This is a genomic window from Candidatus Omnitrophota bacterium, assembly GCA_016209275.1.
Taxonomy (GTDB): domain Bacteria; phylum Omnitrophota; class Gorgyraeia; order Aquiviventales; family Aquiviventaceae; genus JACQWM01.
Genome location: JACQWM010000026.1, coordinates 1 through 15,318 on the forward strand (window position 1 = coordinate 1; position 15,318 = coordinate 15,318).

A 15,318-nucleotide genomic window follows, 5' to 3' on the forward strand; every position below is an offset into this window, starting at 1 on the left:
GATGATGGCCTTCATGGAAGGCGCGGTCGATGTGCTGGTGACCACAACGATCATTGAATCCGGCATTGACATTCCTAACGCGAATACGCTGATCGTCAACGATGCCGAGAGCTTCGGACTCGCGGATTTGTATCAGCTCCGAGGCCGGGTCGGGCGATTTGATCGAAAGGCATACGCCTATCTGGTGGTGGCGCGCTCCACGGCGCTCACACCGGAAGCTCGCAAGCGTTTGGAAGCGATGGCGGAGCATACGGCGCTGGGATCAGGATTTAACATTGCGATGGAGGACCTGAAGATCCGCGGGGCCGGCAATCTGCTCGGGGTGGAGCAATCCGGCCATGTGAGCGCTATCGGATTCGATCTGTACTGCCGGCTGCTGCGCGAGGCGGTCGCGCGGCTTCGGGAGGGGGAGGCGTCGATGCCGCCGGCTGACCGCGTGCGCGAACTCGTGATGGAAACCCGATGACTCGTCCTAAGACTCGATATCAGATATCAAAAGCCCTTTTGATATCTGATATCGCCTTGCTTTGTGCGTTGGGAATGGGCGAGGCGGCCACTGTCGACCGCATCGCCGCGATCGTGAATGAAGACGTCATCACGGAGGCGGATGTCAGCGCCTCAGCCGAGGCTATGCTTGATCGCCCGGATGAGGCGTCGGCCGAGCAGGCGCCGAAGATGCGCGAGTTCGCGCTGCAGCGGCTCATCGAGCAGCGCCTGCTGCTGCAGGAAGCGAGAAAAGCCGGTGTAACCGTTGAGTCGGCTGAGGTCCTGCGGCGGTTTGACCAGTTCCGCGAGCGCCTCGGATCGCCCGAGGAGGTGGCGGATCAGCTGCGGCAGATGGCCATGTCCGAGGAGCAGGTTCGGGAGAAGATTCGGGATCAATTGCTGGTGCAGCAGCTGGTCGATGCAAAAGTCCGCGCCACCATCACGGTCAGCCCGCAAGAGGTGGCCAGCGAGCTGAGCCAGCACCCGGAGCTGGCCAAGAAAGGCGATCGCATCAAGGCGTCCCACATCCTCATCCGCGTCACCGAGGCTCGGCCGGTCGAGCAAGCGCGCGCGCTCATCGAAGATATCCGGCGGCAAGCGTTGGCTGGGGCGGAGTTCGAGCAGTTAGCGCGACAATATTCTGAGGACGACCAAAAGGACGACGGCGGCCGCATGGATTGGGTCGCCGAAGGCGAGCTGATGCCGGAGCTGGATACAGCGCTCTTCGCCCTGAAACCCGGAGAGATCTCGGCGCCGATCAACAGCCGGCTCGGAGTCCATCTGTTGCGCGTGGATGATCGGCGCGCCTCGGAACACCTCTCGCTGACCGAGGCGCACCGGTCGGTGTACCAGCAGATCTATCAGCGCAAATTCCAAGACGCCTTCCTGCGCTGGATCGGCGACATCAAGCGCAAGGCGTATATTGAAATACCTAACATCTAATTGATGTCGACTCGAACCATCGCGATTACGATGGGCGATCCTGACGGGATCGGCCCTGAAATCATTCGCAACGCCTTGCGCCGAATGCGCCGCCCCCCAGGCGTGCGGCTGCTGGTTATCGGCGATCGCCGCCTGTTTCCCGCCTCCATGCCGGCGGAGGTGCTCGCGTGCCCGGCACCCCGCCGATCGTTGGCTCCGCTCGCGTGCCTTGATCAGGCGATCGCGCTGGCTCGGGCAGGGCAGATTCATGCCGTGGTCACCGCGCCGATCACCAAATGGAAGATTCAGCGCTGCCGGCCGTCATTCCAGGGGCATACTGAATATCTCGCGCAGGCCTTCGGCGTCCGCGATGCGGTCATGATGTTCGCCTCAGACCGCCTGCGGGTCGCCTTGCTGACGCGGCATCTCGCGCTGCGCTCGGTGTCTTCCGCCGTGACGAGGCGGCTGGTCAAGGCCACGATCGCGATGACGCACCAAGCCTTGCGCAGCCGCTTTGGGATTGCGCATCCAAGACTGGCGATCTGCGGTGTCAATCCGCATGCCGGGGAGCTGGAGCGCTCCGGAGTTGAGCGGTGCGTGATCATTCCCGCCCTCCGGGCGCTGCGCGCCCGGCGCATCGTCTGCGACGGCCCGTTTGCGGCTGACGGGTTCTTCGGCAGCCGCGGGTGGCACGCCTACGATGCGATCATCAGCCCGTATCATGATCAAGGCTTGATCCCCTTTAAGATGCTCGCGCGCGATCAGGGCTGCCAAGTGACCTTAGGATTGCCGATTGCGCGCACGGCGCCTGATCATGGCAGCGCGCTGGACATCGCCGGGCGCGGCATCGCGAATCCGGGGTCGATGGCGTATGCGATTCATCTGGCTTGCCAACTGATCCAACAGAAAGGCGACCCATGACGCACGACGCATGACCCATGACGCATGCCGGCTTTGGTCATGTGTCTTGGGTCATATGTCCTGAGTCGCCGTGACCATGTTGACTGTTTTAGAATTGAAATCGCTTCTCAAGACTCACGACTTGAGGCTGACGAAGCGGCGAGGGCAGAACTATCTCATTGATGCGCAGGCGATTCGCCGGGTGGTGGATGCGTGCGAGCTCTCTGGAGAAGAGACCGTGGTCGAGATCGGCGCGGGCTTAGGCGCGCTGACGGAGCCGCTGGCCGAGAGGGCGCGGCACGTCATCGCGATCGAGGTGGATCGGGGGATTGCCGCTCTCCTCAGAGGGCGTCTTGCCGGCCGCGGCCATGTTGACGTCCAGTGCGCCGACATGCTCGAGATGCCGTGGCCATCGCCGCACCCTGCCGTTGTGGTGGGCGCTATTCCGTACCACATCACCTCCCAGATCGTCGCGCGGTTGTGCGAGGAGCGCCGCGCGATTCAGCGCGCCGTGCTGATCGTCCAAGAAGAAGTGGCGGATCGGCTGACGGCGCGGCCGGGCACCAAGGCGTATGGCCGGCTCAGCGTGCTGATGCAATGGAGCTGGGAGGCGACGCGCATCTTCCGCCTGGCCCGCAGCGCCTTTTTCCCGCAGCCGGACGTCGATTCTTCCTGCCTTCGGTTGCGCCCGCAGAGACAGCCGCCGGCGGCTGTGGACAATGAAACCGTGTTGTTCGAGGTGGTCAAAACCGCCTTTTCCCACCGGAGGAAAACGCTCATCAATTGCCTCTGCGACAGCGCCTTCGGCCTGGCCCGGAGCCATGCCGCAGCTCTCGTGGAGCGCGCCGGCCTCCCGCCCCATGTCCGCGGAGAAACGCTCTCGCTCGCCCAGTTTGCCGCGCTCGCCAATGCTATCAGCTCAGGAAGTGTCTGACACGTCTGACACCTGTGCTATAATGGCGTGATATGAGCGTTGTGACGACGGATATTGTCCAGCACGTCGCGCATCTCGCGCGCCTGCGGCTCGAAGGCCAGCACCTAGCACAGCTCGCCGCGCAGCTTGATGAGATCCTCCAGTATGTCCAGCAGCTGCAGTCCGTCAACACCGAGCGTGTTGAGCCCACCAGCCATGTCTTGCCGCTGTCCAATGTGCATCGAGCCGACGAACGAGCCCCCTCGCTGAATCCAGCCCTGGTGACCTCGCTGGCCCCGGCGGCTCACCCGCCATTCGTGAAAGTGCCGAAAGTCATCGAAGGCTAATGCCCGCCGCCGGCTCGCTTGCCGCGAAGGCCATTCATGCATTGCAGCCGTTGATCGCTCGCGGGGAGATTGCGCCCGCGGATGTGCTGCGCGACGTGCTGGATCGGATCGAACGCCGCAATCCCGCGCTCCATGCGTATCTGGCGGTCGACCTTCCGAGGCTTCGCGCGCTTGGCGATCCAGGGTCGCGGGGCCCGCTCTACGGGATTCCGGTGACGATTAAAGACAACATCTGTATCGCCGGCGAAGACACGACGTGCGCCTCGCGTATTCTGCAAGGGTTCCGCTCGCCCTATAACGCCACGGTCATCGAGCGGCTGCAGCGCGCCGGGGCGTGGCTGATCCCCCGCGCGAACATGGATGAGTTCGCCTTCGGCTCTTCGACGGAAAATTCGGCCTTCGGCGTCACGAAAAATCCGTGGGCGATGGACCGGGTTCCCGGAGGCTCAAGCGGCGGCTCCGCCGCTGCGGTGGCCGCCGATTGCGCCATCGCCGCGCTCGGCTCAGACACCGGAGGATCGATTCGGCAGCCGGCCGCGTTCTGCGGCGTCGTGGGGTTGAAACCGACGTATGGGCGAGTGTCGCGGTACGGGTTGGTCGCGTTTGCCTCTTCACTCGATCAAATCGGTCCGATCACGAAGGATGTCACAGACTCGGCGATTCTGCTGTCGGTGATTGCCGGCCATGATCCCCGGGATTCGACCTCAGCGCCGGTGGCGGTTCCGGATTATGCCGCAGCGCTCCGCCAGCCGGTGAAGGGCCTGCGCATCGGGATCCCGAAGGAGTACTTGATCGACGGCATCGACCCCGAGGTTCGCGCCGCCATTGACCAGGCCGTGAAGGTCTTTGAGCAATTAGGCTGCTCCTGCAAGCCGGTGTCGCTGCCGCACACGAAATACGCCATCGCCACGTACTACATCATTGCCACGGGTGAAGCCAGCTCGAACCTCGCCCGCTACGATGGCGTGAAATACGGCTTCCGCTCAGGACTCGGCATTCGGGACTCGGGACAGAACCAACTCCTTGACATGTATGTTCGCACGAGAACGGAAGGGTTTGGGGCTGAACCAAAACGGCGGATTTTACTGGGAACCTACGTCCTCTCACAGGGTTACTACGACGCCTATTATCTCAAAGGCCTCAAAGTGCGCACGCTGATCAAGCAGGATTTCGACCACGCGTTTCAGGATCTCGACGTCATCCTGACACCCACATCGCCCACACCGGCATTTACGATCGGCGAAAAGCTGAATGATCCGCTGCAAATGTACCTGTCGGATATTTTCACGATTTCGGCGAACCTTGCCGGCGTGCCGGCGATATCGCTGCCGTGCGGCTTGACGACATCCGGGCTGCCGATTGGCATGCAACTGCTCGCGAAACCGTTTGCCGAAGACGTCCTGCTGCAGGCCGCGTATGCGTATGAGCAGGCGACGGAGTGGCATCTTCGCAAACCAGTGATCGCTGATTGCTGAAAGCTCACATATGGAATACGAACCCGTCATTGGTCTTGAAGTCCATCTCCAGCTGAAAACAGCGACGAAGCTGTTTTGCGGCTGCTCGGCAACATTCGGAGCCACACCCAACAGCCAAACATGCCCGGTCTGCCTTGGGCTCCCAGGGGTCTTGCCGGTGCTGAACGAGCGCGCCTTCCAGTGGGGGATCAAAGTGGCCCTGGCCTTCAACTGCCAGATCGCCCCCACGATGAAATTCGATCGCAAGCAATATTTCTACCCGGATCTGCCGAAGAACTACCAGATTTCCCAGTACGATCAGCCCTTGGCGCACCACGGCTACCTGGATATCGGTGCGAGCGGCCAACCGAAGCGGATTCGCATTCTCCGCATCCATATGGAAGAAGACGCGGGAAAGCTGCTCCATGAGGCCAGCCAAACCGAAAGCTACGTCGACTTCAACCGGACCGGCGTGCCGCTGCTGGAAATTGTCAGCGAGCCGGATCTGCGCTCTTCGGATGAGGCCTACGACTACCTCACTGAGCTGAAGGCCATCATCGAGTACCTGGAGGTGTCCACCTGCAACATGGAAGAAGGCAGCCTGCGCTGCGACACCAATGTCTCGCTGCGCCCGGCCGGGGCGACCGCGCTGGGCTCAAAAGTCGAGATCAAGAATTTGAATTCGTTTCGCGCCGTGAAATTAGCGCTCGAATATGAGATGAAACGGCAAGCGATGGTGCTGGATCGCGGCGAGCGCATCCCGCAGGAAACACGGCTCTGGGATGCGAAGGGCTTGAAGACCGAGTCGATGCGCAGCAAGGAGGGGGCGGCCGATTACCGCTACTTTCCCGAACCGGATTTGGTGCCGTTTCGGCTCTCGCCGCAGCAGATGAAGATAATCCAGCAGCAGCTTCCTGAGCTGCCCGCCCAGCGAGCCGCGCGCTTCCAAGCCGCCTATCAGCTCTCGGCCTATGATGCCAGGGTCCTGCGGCAGCACCGCGTCTTGGCCGATGTGTTTGAGGGCGCGATCAGCGCCGGGGCTGCGCCAAAGCTCGCGGCGAACTGGATCATGGGAGACTTCATGGCGTATCTCAACGCCAAGAAGCTGGAGCCCGAGCAAGCACGGATCCGTCCCGAATGGCTCGCGCATCTGGTACAATTGATCGAGGACGGCACGATCTCCGGCAAGATGGCCAAAGACGTGTTGGTGCAGATGCTTGAGCAGCAGGCCGATCCGATCGCGCTGGTGAAGGCCGGCAAGTTGCAGCAGATCGTCGATCCTGCGGCCCTTGAGCGCTTGGCGGATGCTGTGATGGCCGCGAATCCGGATTCGGTTGAGGCGTACCTGAAGGGAAAAACCAACGCCTTGACCTTCCTCATGGGCCAAGCGATGAAGCAGTCGCAGGGGAAAGCCAATCCGCAGCAGATGACGGGGCTGCTCCAGCGGAAACTCGATCAGGCCAAAGTGAAACCGCATGTGTAGAGGGGATCTCGCGGGGCGTATGACGCAAGGAGGGTGGATGCGCACGGTGTGGGCATGGCTTATCAGTGGCGTGGCCGCCGCAACCTTGGTGGTTGCGCCGACCGCGGTGTTTAGCGCGAAAGATTCAACGGCGAGCGACAATGAGGAGCTGTACAAAGAGCTCGACCTCTTTGAGCACGCGCTCTCCATCGTGCGATCCGATTATGTGGAGGAGCCCAAGGCTCAGCAGCTGATTTACGGCGCGTTGAAGGGCATGCTGGCCACCCTGGATCCGTATAGCCAGTTTCTCGATCCGGACAGCTACAACGAGCTGAAAATCGACACCGAGGGCGAATTCGGCGGCTTAGGGATCGAGATCACCATCAAAGACGATTTGTTGACCATCATTTCTCCGATCGATGATACGCCGGCCGCCCTGGCCGGGCTGAGGTCCGGCGACCGCATCGTGAAGATCGACGGGCAGCTCACCCGGGGGATCACGATCGTCGAAGCGGTGCGCAAACTCCGCGGCAAACCCAACACGAAAATTGCTCTGACCCTGCTCCGGGAAGGGGAGAGCGAATTGAAAGAGGTCAGCCTGGAGCGCGCCATCATCAAAGTGAAAAGCGTGAAAGACGCCCAGATGCTTGATGAGCAAATCGGCTATATCCGCCTGTCGGATTTCGGCGAGCACACCGTGGCGGACCTGGAAAGCGCCATCAACTCGCTGAAAGCGCGGCACATGGACAGCCTCATTTTTGATCTGCGCAATAACCCCGGCGGGCTGCTGGATGTGGCGGTGTCGGTGGCGGAGCTGTTCCTGAATCGCCACCAGCTCATCGTCAGCACGAAAGGACGGCTGCGGAATCAAAATCAGGAAATGCGTTCCCGCATGGACGGCCCGATCAGCGCGCTGCCGCTGGTCGTGCTGATCAATGAGGGCTCCGCCTCAGCCTCTGAAATCGTGGCCGGGGCGATTCAAGACCACCACCGCGGCGTCGTGCTCGGCACGAAATCCCACGGCAAGGCGTCGGTGCAGACGATTTTCCCGCTGAAGGACGGCAGCGCGCTGCGGCTGACGACCAGCAAGTATTTCACGCCGAAGGGCCGCTCCATCCACGGCCAGGGGATCCCCCCGGACGTGGAGGTGCCGATCCAACTCGCGAAAGACCCCGCGTCCAAACAAGAACAAGCGAAAGAAATTTTCGACAAAATCGAGCAGACGGCTCCTGAGCCGCCGGCGGACAAGCTTCGGAAAGACAACCAAATCGCCCGCGCCATGGATTTGCTGAAGGGGATTAAGGTGTATCAGACGAACGAGCGGCTCGCGGCGACCGAGAACCGCTCGTGAACGCATGATTCGGATTCTGGGCATTGAAACGTCGTGCGACGAGACGGCCATCGGCATCGTGGAGGACGGCCGCACCGTGTTGAGCAACACGGTGGCCTCGAGCCTCTCGCTCCACGGCCCCTACGGCGGGGTCATCCCTGAGATCGCGGCGCGCGCCCATGTGGAAACCATTTGGGATGTCTTCGCGCAGTCCTTGGCCGATGCGAAATGCGCCCCGGGCGATCTTGACGCGATTGCCGTCACGCAAGGGCCCGGTTTGCCAGGCGCGCTGCTCATCGGTGTGGCCTTTGCCAAGGGCTTGGCGATCTCCCTTGAACGCCCGCTGATTCCAGTTGACCATTTGGCCGCCCATCTGTACGCTGGAGAAATGACGGCCCCGCAGCTTCAGGCTCCGTACATCGGCCTGGTCGTGTCGGGCGGGCATACGGTGCTGTGCGTCGCGCACCACGACTGCCGTTTTGAAGTGCTCGGCGAAACACAGGATGACGCCGTGGGCGAGGCGTTCGACAAAGTGGCGAAACTCTTAGGGCTGGGCTATCCCGGGGGCCCGGTCATTGATCGGCTTTCAACCGAGGGAGAGGCGACGGCGGTGAAGTTCCCGCGAGGCCAGACCAAAGGCGCATTCGACTTCAGTTTCAGCGGTTTGAAAACCGCCGTCTTCCATTACGTGCAAAAGCTTAGCGGGTCCCTCCAGCCTCCAGGCTCTCGCTTCCCGCCTCGTCAGGTTGCTGATATTGCCGCAAGCTTCCAAGAAGCCGCGGTCGATATGCTCATCGGGAAGACGCTCAAGGCCTGCCAGCGCGCCGGCATGAAACAGGTGGTCGTGGGCGGCGGAGTCGCTTCGAACAACCGCCTGCGAACGAAATTCGGCGAAGCCGCCGCGGCCCATCAACTCACGGTTGTCTTTCCGCCGCCGTCCTTATGCGTCGATAATGGCGCCATGATCGCCGGCATCGGCTTTCCCTTGCTGCAGCGGGGGCGCGTCGCCGAGTTAACACTCGCTCCGGACTCGAATTTGTGCCTCGCATGACGCCTCAGGTGATCATTGTTCGATTGCTGGCGAGCGCGGCCATTTCAGGGCTGATCGGTTTTGAGCGGGAACGGCACGGTCGAGCCGCAGGCTTCCGCACGCATATCCTCGTCGGGGTGGGATCGTGCCTGATCATGCTGACCGGCGTGTATTGCGCCGAGCTGTATGGGCTGCAGGCCGTGGATCCGACGCGCATGGCCGCGCAAATCATCAGCGGGATCGGGTTTCTCGGCGCGGGCACGATTATCCGTTTTGGCGGATCGGTCCGCGGCCTCACCACGGCGGCCAGCCTCTGGGCTGCCGGCGGCATCGGCATCGCCGTAGGAGCGGGATTTCATCTGGCCGCCGGGCTCGCCGGGTTGATCGTGATCGTGACCCTGTTCGCCCTGTCACCGATTGAGCGGGCCATACGCAGCACGACGCATCACGGGGACGATCAGCAGCCGAAAGAAGAGCCGTAGGAGCAACCCGAAGGGAGGAAGCGATGGCGCTGGGGCGGGGCAAGCACGAATCGGCCGATGAGCGATGGCTCGAGGTCGATGCCAGCATGACCGGAACGTTGACGTTTAAGGACCCGGTGAACCTCCAGATCAACGGGCAGTTCGAAGGCACCCTGCAGACGAAGGGCAATTTGCTGGTCGGGCCGAAAGCCCGCGTCAACGCCACCATTACCGGAGATACCATCACCATCGGCGGAACCCTCGAGGGCACGGTGTCAGCGACCGCGCGGATCGAACTGCAGGCGAGTGCTCGGGTCACGGGGAAAATCAGCACGCCGCGGCTGACGGTTCATGAGGGGGCGATCCTGCATGGCAGCGTGGAGATGGTGGCGCAAACCACTCCAGGCAGCCGAGGCTGGATGAGCCTCGAGGAGCTGGCCAGCTATTTAGAAGTGGAGTCCGGCACGGTGATTGAGTGGGCCAAGACCGGCCGCTTGCCGGCTCAACAGGACAACGGGACGTGGCGGTTTGACCGCGCGAGAATCGAAGAGTGGTTGGCCCACGAGAAGATCAAATAAAAACGGAATAATTACTGTAATCGAATATGGAGAAGTTGTGGACCATCAGTGAAGTGGCGCAATTCCTCGGCATTACAGATGCGGATGTCGAAGAGCTCGTCCGGCAAGGGCAGCTGACCGGCTATAAGCTCGGCGGCCAATTTCTCCGCTTCCGGCCGCAGCAAGTCGAGGTGGTGAAAAGCAAGCTGCGCTTCCGCCAGGTGCCCAACAAGCATCGCGCAGCGCATCCGTCGTCCCGATTGGGACGCGTGAAAGATTTTTTCTATTTCTACGATTTCTACATCGTCTCCGCCACGCTCTTGGCCATCGTTGTCGTCTATCTGATCGTGGCCGGCTGATCGTTTTCGGTCATGAATCGCCGTAAAGCGTCTGACGTGCGGCTCGATCTGCATCGCCGGCAGCGCCGAAGCATCCCGGAAGTGATCCTCGGGTCCGGAAAAACGCCGGGCCAACTCGTGCGCATCGCCCGCCGCATGCTGGCAGCGAATGAGCTCATCGTCATCACCCGCCTTGCCCCTGAGGTTTTCGCCGGCATCGCCCGGCAGCTTCCCGCGTTGCGCTATGATGCGCTCTCGCGAATGGCGTTCCATGTCCCTGCCGCGCGCCGGACGCGCCGCGGCCTCATCGTCGTGGTGACTGGCGGCACGTCGGATGTGCCGATTGCCGAGGAGGCCGCGGTCACCAGCGAAGTTCTCGGCAGCCGCGTGGCGCGCCTCTACGATGTGGGGGTCGCCGGTGTGCATCGCGTGCTGAAATATCACCGGCTGCTGCAGCGCGCCCGCGCCATCGTGGTGGCCGCCGGCATGGAGGGCGCACTCGCGAGCGTCGTCGCTGGATTGGCGCGATGCCCGGTCCTGGCGGTGCCGACGAGTATTGGCTATGGGGCGAGCTTCGAGGGGCTCTCCGCGCTATTGACGATGTTGAATAGCTGCGTGCCGGGGATTGGCGTGGTGAATATCGACAACGGATTCGGCGCGGGCTACCTGGCGCATGTCATCAACGTGCAGCGATGAGCCGGGCGATCCGCGTGAAGATCCGCGTGGCGTCATATCGTCGAGGAGGACGGCTCACCGCGGCGAAGGCGCAGGGGTTGAGGGCCGGCTCCGTCATCTTGGCCCCTCGCAGCATGATGGACTGGCATTCAACGCGAGCCCGCGAGGAATTGCTCATCGTCTTGCGCGGTCGGCTGTCCGTGGAGGTTGAACCATCTATGCGGCGCGTTCGCCGAGTGCCGCTGGCGGCTGGGCGCTGCGCGCATCTGCCGTCTTGGACCATGCACCGCGTGGTCAATCGAGGATCGACGAACGCCCACTATGTGTACGTGACCGGAGCCTCATGCCAGCCACCCTCATGACCTTGCGGCCTGACGCGGTCGGCGCGCGGCTGAAAGACCTGGGAATCGTGACACCGCAGCAGCTTGAGCAGGCCAAGCGCGAGCTGGGCACTACGCAAGAGCGTTTCAGCGAAATTTTAGTCCGCCTCGGCTTGCTGCGCGATGCCGAGGCCGGCGTTCGCCTGGCCGCGCAACTTGGAGGCATGCCCCAGCGATGGAGCCCCTCCGCAGGGCAGGCGGCGCGCGCCATGCCGGCGGCACCCCCTGAATCGCTATGGGCGGGCCATCGGCTTGCGCCGCTGGAATCGCGCCAGCCAGGGTGGCTGGTGGCAACGGATGACCCGCTGTCCGTGTTTGCGTTGGATTTTTTTGCCGCGTCAGCCGGAGGCCCGCTTGAAGCCATCCTGATTCGCCCGGAAGATTTTGCCGCGCTCCGCGCGCCCGCTCGGCCTGCCGCCTCACCGCCGCCCGCAGCCGCCAAGCCGCCTGCGCAGCCGGCAGCACCACCCGCACCAGCGCCGGCCCACGTCGCCGCGCCTCCTCAGCAGGTGGCCGCAGCCCCAACCGCAACCCGACGGCCGGAGGCGAAAGAGAGCGCGGAGGATGCCCCGATCGTCCAACTCGTCGATTCCATGCTGATGGAGGCCGTGCGGCTGCGCGCCAGCGACGTGCATCTGGAAGCCGCAACCGCCCAGGTCCGCGTGCGCTACCGCATCGACGGCGTGCTCCATGACGTGAATCAGCCCCCCAAGGCGCTCCACGGTCCGCTGGTCAGCCGGCTGAAAATCATGGCCGGCATGAATATCGCCGAAAAGCGCCTGCCGCAGGACGGCCGCTTGCAGTTGACGGTTCAGGAGCATCCGTTGGACGTGCGCGTGTCGGTGCTGCCGGCGACCCATGGCGAATCCGTGGTCATGCGGCTGCTGGATCGCAGCCAGCCCATCCGCGGCATGGCCGAGATGGGCATGTCTGCCGATGACCAGGCCCGGTGGAACACCATGGTCCGCCGCCCGCACGGGATGGTCTTGGTGACCGGGCCGACCGGCTCAGGAAAAACCACCACGCTCTATAGCGCGCTGTCCGTGCTGAACCAGCCGGATCGCAAGCTCATTACGGTGGAAGATCCGGTGGAGTATCAGCTGGCCGGCATTAACCAAGTCAACGTCCGATCATCCATCGGCCTCACCTTTGCGGCGGGGCTGCGCTCCATGCTGCGCCAAGCACCCGATGTGATCATGGTGGGGGAAATCCGCGATCAGGAGACGGCGCAAGTCGCCATCCAGGCCGCGCTCACCGGCCACCTCGTCCTCTCCACGCTGCACACGAATGACGCCTCCTCGGCCATCACCCGGCTGATTGACATGGGCATCCCGCCGTTTCTGATCGCGTCCACCGTGCAAGGCGTGCTCGCGCAGCGGCTCACGCGCCGCCTCTGCCACGCGTGCCGGCTGACGGATAACGCCACCGCCGAAGAGCGGGCGTTCCTCGGCTCCCCCGAAGTCTCGCAAGTCATCCGCAGCCAAGGATGCGACGCGTGCCGCAACTCAGGATTTTTCGGCCGCTTGGGAGTCTTCGAGCTGCTGATCGTCACCGACGCCATCCGCAAGCTAGTGGTGACGAAGGCCGGCGCCTCCACGATTCGGGCGGCCGCGGTGCGAGACGGGATGCGCAGCCTGCGGGATGACGGCGCGGCAAAAATCCGCGAGGGCCTCACCACCGTCTCGGAAGTCCTGCGGGTGGTGGTGGAGGGATAACGATGCCTGCTCCCGATCCTTTGCTGAAGGTCAGCGCGCTCACCGAGGCGTTTGCGCAAGCCGGCCCGGTCGGCGCTGACGTCGCCAAGGATAGCGCTGCCTTGCAGCAACTGGCCAGCCAAGCGCCCATTATCAAGCTGGTCGACACGATGCTGATGGAAGCCGTCAACCGCCGCGCGTCGGACGTCCACATCGAGGCGTTTGAACACGATGTCGTGGTGCGCTACCGGATCGACGGCCGGTGCTACGCGGTGGCCAATCCGCCGCGGAGCCTGGCGTTTGCGATCGCCTCGCGCGTGAAGATTCTGGCGAATCTGGATGTGGCGGAATCGCGCCTGCCGCAGGATGGCCGAATTTTGCTGAATGTCAACAACCGGCAGATCGATTTGCGCGCTTCGACCCTGCCGACCGTGCACGGGGAAAGCATCGTGTTGCGCGTCTTGGATAAGAGCTCGGTGAGCCTCACGCTGATGCAGCTGGGCATGTCGGAGCAGGACGAAGCGACGATCGAGAAATTGCTGCAGCGCCCGAACGGCTTGCTCCTGGTGACCGGGCCGACGGGCGCGGGGAAAACGACGACGCTGTATGCCTGCCTGAACAAGCTCAACACGCCGGAGCGGAAACTCATCACAACGGAGGATCCGGTCGAATATGACATCGACCGCTTGATCCAGGTGGCGGTGAACCCGAAAATCGAGCTGACCTTCGCCATGTGCCTGCGCTCGATTCTCCGCCATGATCCCGATGTCATCATGGTGGGGGAAATCCGCGACCAGGAGACGGCGCAGATCGCGGTGCAGGCGGCCTTAACCGGGCACCTGGTGTTTTCAACGCTGCACACGAACGATGCGCCCGGGGCGGTGACGCGCCTGCTCGATATGGGGCTCGAGCCGTTTCTGCTGACCTCGACCATCACCGGGGTGGCGGCCCAGCGCCTGGTGAGGGCGCTGTGTCCAGCGTGCCGAGCGCCCTACGAGGCTTCACCGGAGGAGCTTGAAGCCTTGCGCCTGGTCCAAAGCGATCTGTCGCAGCCCTTGATGAAGCCGGTGGGATGCGAGGCCTGCCAGGGCATCGGGTTCAAGGGGCGTGTGGGCATCTATGAGCTGCTCGCCATGGATGAGTCGCTGGCTCCGCTGGTGCTGGAGCGCGCGAGCGCGACGGAGCTTCGCGCATGGGCCAGGACGCAAGGCATGCGGAGTCTGCGCGAAGATGGTGTGGCCAAAGTGCTGGCCGGCCTGACAACCGCGGAGGAAGTGATACGGGAGACCCAAGACTATGAGTAGAACAATGCCCCGAGGCTTTACTCTCGTGGAGTTATTAGTTGTGATCGCTATTATCGGCATCTTGATGGGCTTAGTCACGGCGGGCGCGCAGGCCGCCCGACGGCGCGCGGCGGTGGCGAAAGCCAAAGGCATGATCGGCTCGCTGGAGACGGCCATCGCCATGTATAACAGCGACATGGGGCAGTACCCGGCGACTGATAATGCCGCGCTCGTCTTAGCACTCCAGGAGGATCCGCAAAACCCGGATTGGAACGGCCCGTACATGGAATTCAAGCAGGACGACGTGAAGGACGAGGAGGTCATCGATCCGTGGGGGCGTCCGTATATCTATGTCTCGGCCAATGGCGGGTCACCGGAGCACCGGCCGAGCTCCTTTGACCTGTATTCGTTAGGGCCAAACGGCGTCAATGACGCGGGAGCCGGAGACGACATCGTCAACTGGTAAGCGAAAAGGCGACCAACGACCCATGACCCATGACCCACGACACACGACACACGACGAACGCTCGTGTGGTCCTGGGTCCTGGGTCCTGGGTCCTGGGTCGCAGTGGCATGGCATGACGCTCGTGGAAATTCTCGTGGTGCTGGCCATCATCGGCATGCTCTTCGGGATGGGGCTGCCGGCGATGATGCAGTTCGCGAATCGATTGCGATTTCAGGCCACCACACGGCAAATGGTCGGGCTCATCTCCTTGGCGCGCAGCACCGCCATTAGCCAGCATGAGGACCACGCGGTGGTGTTTGATGACACCCAGCGGATCGTGCGTGTTGTCCGGGCCGCCTCGAATGAGCCGCTCGAGCGGGTGATCCGGCTGCCCAGCACGATCACCATTGAGCTGTCGGTCGGCGGGGAGCCGAGCGAGGACGATCGGCTGACGTTCACGTCCTCCGGATCCCTCGCCGGGCGCAGTGTCGTCCTGACACTGACCGATCAGAAGAAAACCCAGACGATCACCGTCACCTCGGCCACCGGCGCTATCACCGTAGAGTAGCGGGATTCAGCTTGACGGAGACAAAAGAGCATGCTAGACTCTCTTCGAATGACGCACCGCACCTGCGCGCCCAA

General features: G+C 62.8%; 18 protein-coding genes. All 18 read left to right on the forward strand.

Going from position 1 to position 15,318, the window contains the following annotated elements; all coding sequences use genetic code 11:
- A partial coding sequence (locus HY737_03745) for a transcription-repair coupling factor (protein ID MBI4597496.1) occupies positions 1 to 466 on the forward strand: 466 nt, incomplete at its 5' end.
- Positions 463 to 1,428 carry a peptidylprolyl isomerase gene (locus HY737_03750; GenBank protein MBI4597497.1) on the forward strand — a complete coding sequence of 322 codons (966 nt, stop codon included), beginning with the start codon at positions 463 to 465 and terminating at the stop codon, positions 1,426 to 1,428. The genes HY737_03745 and HY737_03750, both read left to right, overlap by 4 nt.
- Positions 1,429 to 1,431: 3 nt before the next feature.
- Positions 1,432 to 2,328 carry a 4-hydroxythreonine-4-phosphate dehydrogenase PdxA gene (locus HY737_03755; protein MBI4597498.1) on the forward strand — a complete coding sequence of 299 codons (897 nt, stop codon included), beginning with the start codon at positions 1,432 to 1,434 and terminating at the stop codon, positions 2,326 to 2,328.
- 76 nt (positions 2,329 to 2,404) lie between these two features.
- On the forward strand, positions 2,405 to 3,241 hold the full coding sequence (gene rsmA, locus HY737_03760; GenBank protein MBI4597499.1) for a ribosomal RNA small subunit methyltransferase A: 837 nt from the start codon (positions 2,405 to 2,407) through the stop codon (positions 3,239 to 3,241).
- A 32-nt stretch (positions 3,242 to 3,273) separates the two neighbouring features.
- Complete coding sequence (gatC, locus tag HY737_03765) at positions 3,274 to 3,567, forward strand: Asp-tRNA(Asn)/Glu-tRNA(Gln) amidotransferase subunit GatC (GenBank protein ID MBI4597500.1); 294 nt, start codon at positions 3,274 to 3,276, stop codon at positions 3,565 to 3,567.
- Positions 3,567 to 5,042 (forward strand): Asp-tRNA(Asn)/Glu-tRNA(Gln) amidotransferase subunit GatA, encoded by a 1,476-nt coding sequence (gene gatA / locus HY737_03770; protein MBI4597501.1) that lies wholly within the window; start codon positions 3,567 to 3,569, stop codon positions 5,040 to 5,042. The genes gatC and gatA overlap by 1 nt, the downstream gene beginning before the upstream one ends.
- A 10-nt stretch (positions 5,043 to 5,052) precedes the next feature.
- Positions 5,053 to 6,504 (forward strand): Asp-tRNA(Asn)/Glu-tRNA(Gln) amidotransferase subunit GatB, encoded by a 1,452-nt coding sequence (gatB, locus tag HY737_03775; GenBank protein MBI4597502.1) that lies wholly within the window; start codon positions 5,053 to 5,055, stop codon positions 6,502 to 6,504.
- A gap of 37 nt (positions 6,505 to 6,541) precedes the next feature.
- Positions 6,542 to 7,834 (forward strand): S41 family peptidase, encoded by a 1,293-nt coding sequence (locus HY737_03780; GenBank protein MBI4597503.1) that lies wholly within the window; start codon positions 6,542 to 6,544, stop codon positions 7,832 to 7,834.
- A gap of 4 nt (positions 7,835 to 7,838) precedes the next feature.
- A complete protein-coding gene (tsaD, locus tag HY737_03785; protein MBI4597504.1) occupies positions 7,839 to 8,864 on the forward strand; it encodes a tRNA (adenosine(37)-N6)-threonylcarbamoyltransferase complex transferase subunit TsaD in 1,026 nt (341 codons plus the stop codon).
- On the forward strand, positions 8,861 to 9,325 hold the full coding sequence (locus HY737_03790; GenBank protein ID MBI4597505.1) for an MgtC/SapB family protein: 465 nt from the start codon (positions 8,861 to 8,863) through the stop codon (positions 9,323 to 9,325). Before tsaD ends, HY737_03790 begins: the two co-directional genes overlap by 4 nt.
- Before the next feature lie 23 nt (positions 9,326 to 9,348).
- Positions 9,349 to 9,882: a polymer-forming cytoskeletal protein gene (locus HY737_03795; GenBank protein MBI4597506.1), complete on the forward strand. Its 534-nt coding sequence runs from the start codon at positions 9,349 to 9,351 to the stop codon at positions 9,880 to 9,882.
- Between the two features lie 26 nt (positions 9,883 to 9,908).
- Entirely contained in the window at positions 9,909 to 10,220 is a 312-nt protein-coding gene (locus HY737_03800) for a helix-turn-helix domain-containing protein (GenBank protein MBI4597507.1), read from the forward strand.
- 12 nt (positions 10,221 to 10,232) lie between these two features.
- Positions 10,233 to 10,895: a nickel pincer cofactor biosynthesis protein LarB gene (gene larB, locus HY737_03805; protein MBI4597508.1), complete on the forward strand. Its 663-nt coding sequence runs from the start codon at positions 10,233 to 10,235 to the stop codon at positions 10,893 to 10,895.
- Positions 10,892 to 11,236 carry a cupin domain-containing protein gene (locus HY737_03810; GenBank protein MBI4597509.1) on the forward strand — a complete coding sequence of 115 codons (345 nt, stop codon included), beginning with the start codon at positions 10,892 to 10,894 and terminating at the stop codon, positions 11,234 to 11,236. The genes larB and HY737_03810 overlap by 4 nt, the downstream gene beginning before the upstream one ends.
- Positions 11,218 to 12,969, forward strand: a complete 1,752-nt coding sequence (locus tag HY737_03815; protein MBI4597510.1) for a type II/IV secretion system protein — start codon at positions 11,218 to 11,220, stop codon at positions 12,967 to 12,969. Before HY737_03810 ends, HY737_03815 begins: the two co-directional genes overlap by 19 nt.
- Before the next feature lie 2 nt (positions 12,970 to 12,971).
- On the forward strand, positions 12,972 to 14,252 hold the full coding sequence (locus tag HY737_03820) for a type II/IV secretion system protein (protein MBI4597511.1): 1,281 nt from the start codon (positions 12,972 to 12,974) through the stop codon (positions 14,250 to 14,252).
- 25 nt (positions 14,253 to 14,277) lie between these two features.
- Positions 14,278 to 14,697, forward strand: coding sequence for a type II secretion system protein GspG (locus HY737_03825; GenBank protein MBI4597512.1), 420 nt, complete (start codon positions 14,278 to 14,280; stop codon positions 14,695 to 14,697).
- Between the two features lie 112 nt (positions 14,698 to 14,809).
- Positions 14,810 to 15,244 (forward strand): GspH/FimT family pseudopilin, encoded by a 435-nt coding sequence (locus HY737_03830; protein MBI4597513.1) that lies wholly within the window; start codon positions 14,810 to 14,812, stop codon positions 15,242 to 15,244.
- The last annotated feature ends 74 nt before the right edge of the window (positions 15,245 to 15,318 follow it).

What these genes read in the sequence shown, in the direction of transcription:
- HY737_03780 (MBI4597503.1), top strand. Translation starts at nt 6,542, where the DNA reads ATGCGCACGGTGTGGGCATGGCTTATCAGTGGCGTGGCCGCCGCAACC.
- HY737_03755 (MBI4597498.1), top strand. Translation starts at nt 1,432, where the DNA reads ATGTCGACTCGAACCATCGCGATTACGATGGGCGATCCTGACGGGATC.
- gatC (MBI4597500.1), top strand. Translation starts at nt 3,274, where the DNA reads ATGAGCGTTGTGACGACGGATATTGTCCAGCACGTCGCGCATCTCGCG.
- HY737_03795 (MBI4597506.1), top strand. Translation starts at nt 9,349, where the DNA reads ATGGCGCTGGGGCGGGGCAAGCACGAATCGGCCGATGAGCGATGGCTC.
- HY737_03790 (MBI4597505.1), top strand. Translation starts at nt 8,861, where the DNA reads ATGACGCCTCAGGTGATCATTGTTCGATTGCTGGCGAGCGCGGCCATT.
- gatB (MBI4597502.1), top strand. Translation starts at nt 5,053, where the DNA reads ATGGAATACGAACCCGTCATTGGTCTTGAAGTCCATCTCCAGCTGAAA.
- HY737_03830 (MBI4597513.1), top strand. Translation starts at nt 14,810, where the DNA reads ATGACGCTCGTGGAAATTCTCGTGGTGCTGGCCATCATCGGCATGCTC.
- gatA (MBI4597501.1), top strand. Translation starts at nt 3,567, where the DNA reads ATGCCCGCCGCCGGCTCGCTTGCCGCGAAGGCCATTCATGCATTGCAG.
- rsmA (MBI4597499.1), top strand. Translation starts at nt 2,405, where the DNA reads ATGTTGACTGTTTTAGAATTGAAATCGCTTCTCAAGACTCACGACTTG.
- HY737_03750 (MBI4597497.1), top strand. Translation starts at nt 463, where the DNA reads ATGACTCGTCCTAAGACTCGATATCAGATATCAAAAGCCCTTTTGATA.
- HY737_03810 (MBI4597509.1), top strand. Translation starts at nt 10,892, where the DNA reads ATGAGCCGGGCGATCCGCGTGAAGATCCGCGTGGCGTCATATCGTCGA.
- HY737_03800 (MBI4597507.1), top strand. Translation starts at nt 9,909, where the DNA reads ATGGAGAAGTTGTGGACCATCAGTGAAGTGGCGCAATTCCTCGGCATT.
- tsaD (MBI4597504.1), top strand. Translation starts at nt 7,839, where the DNA reads ATGATTCGGATTCTGGGCATTGAAACGTCGTGCGACGAGACGGCCATC.
- larB (MBI4597508.1), top strand. Translation starts at nt 10,233, where the DNA reads ATGAATCGCCGTAAAGCGTCTGACGTGCGGCTCGATCTGCATCGCCGG.
- HY737_03815 (MBI4597510.1), top strand. Translation starts at nt 11,218, where the DNA reads ATGCCAGCCACCCTCATGACCTTGCGGCCTGACGCGGTCGGCGCGCGG.
- HY737_03820 (MBI4597511.1), top strand. Translation starts at nt 12,972, where the DNA reads ATGCCTGCTCCCGATCCTTTGCTGAAGGTCAGCGCGCTCACCGAGGCG.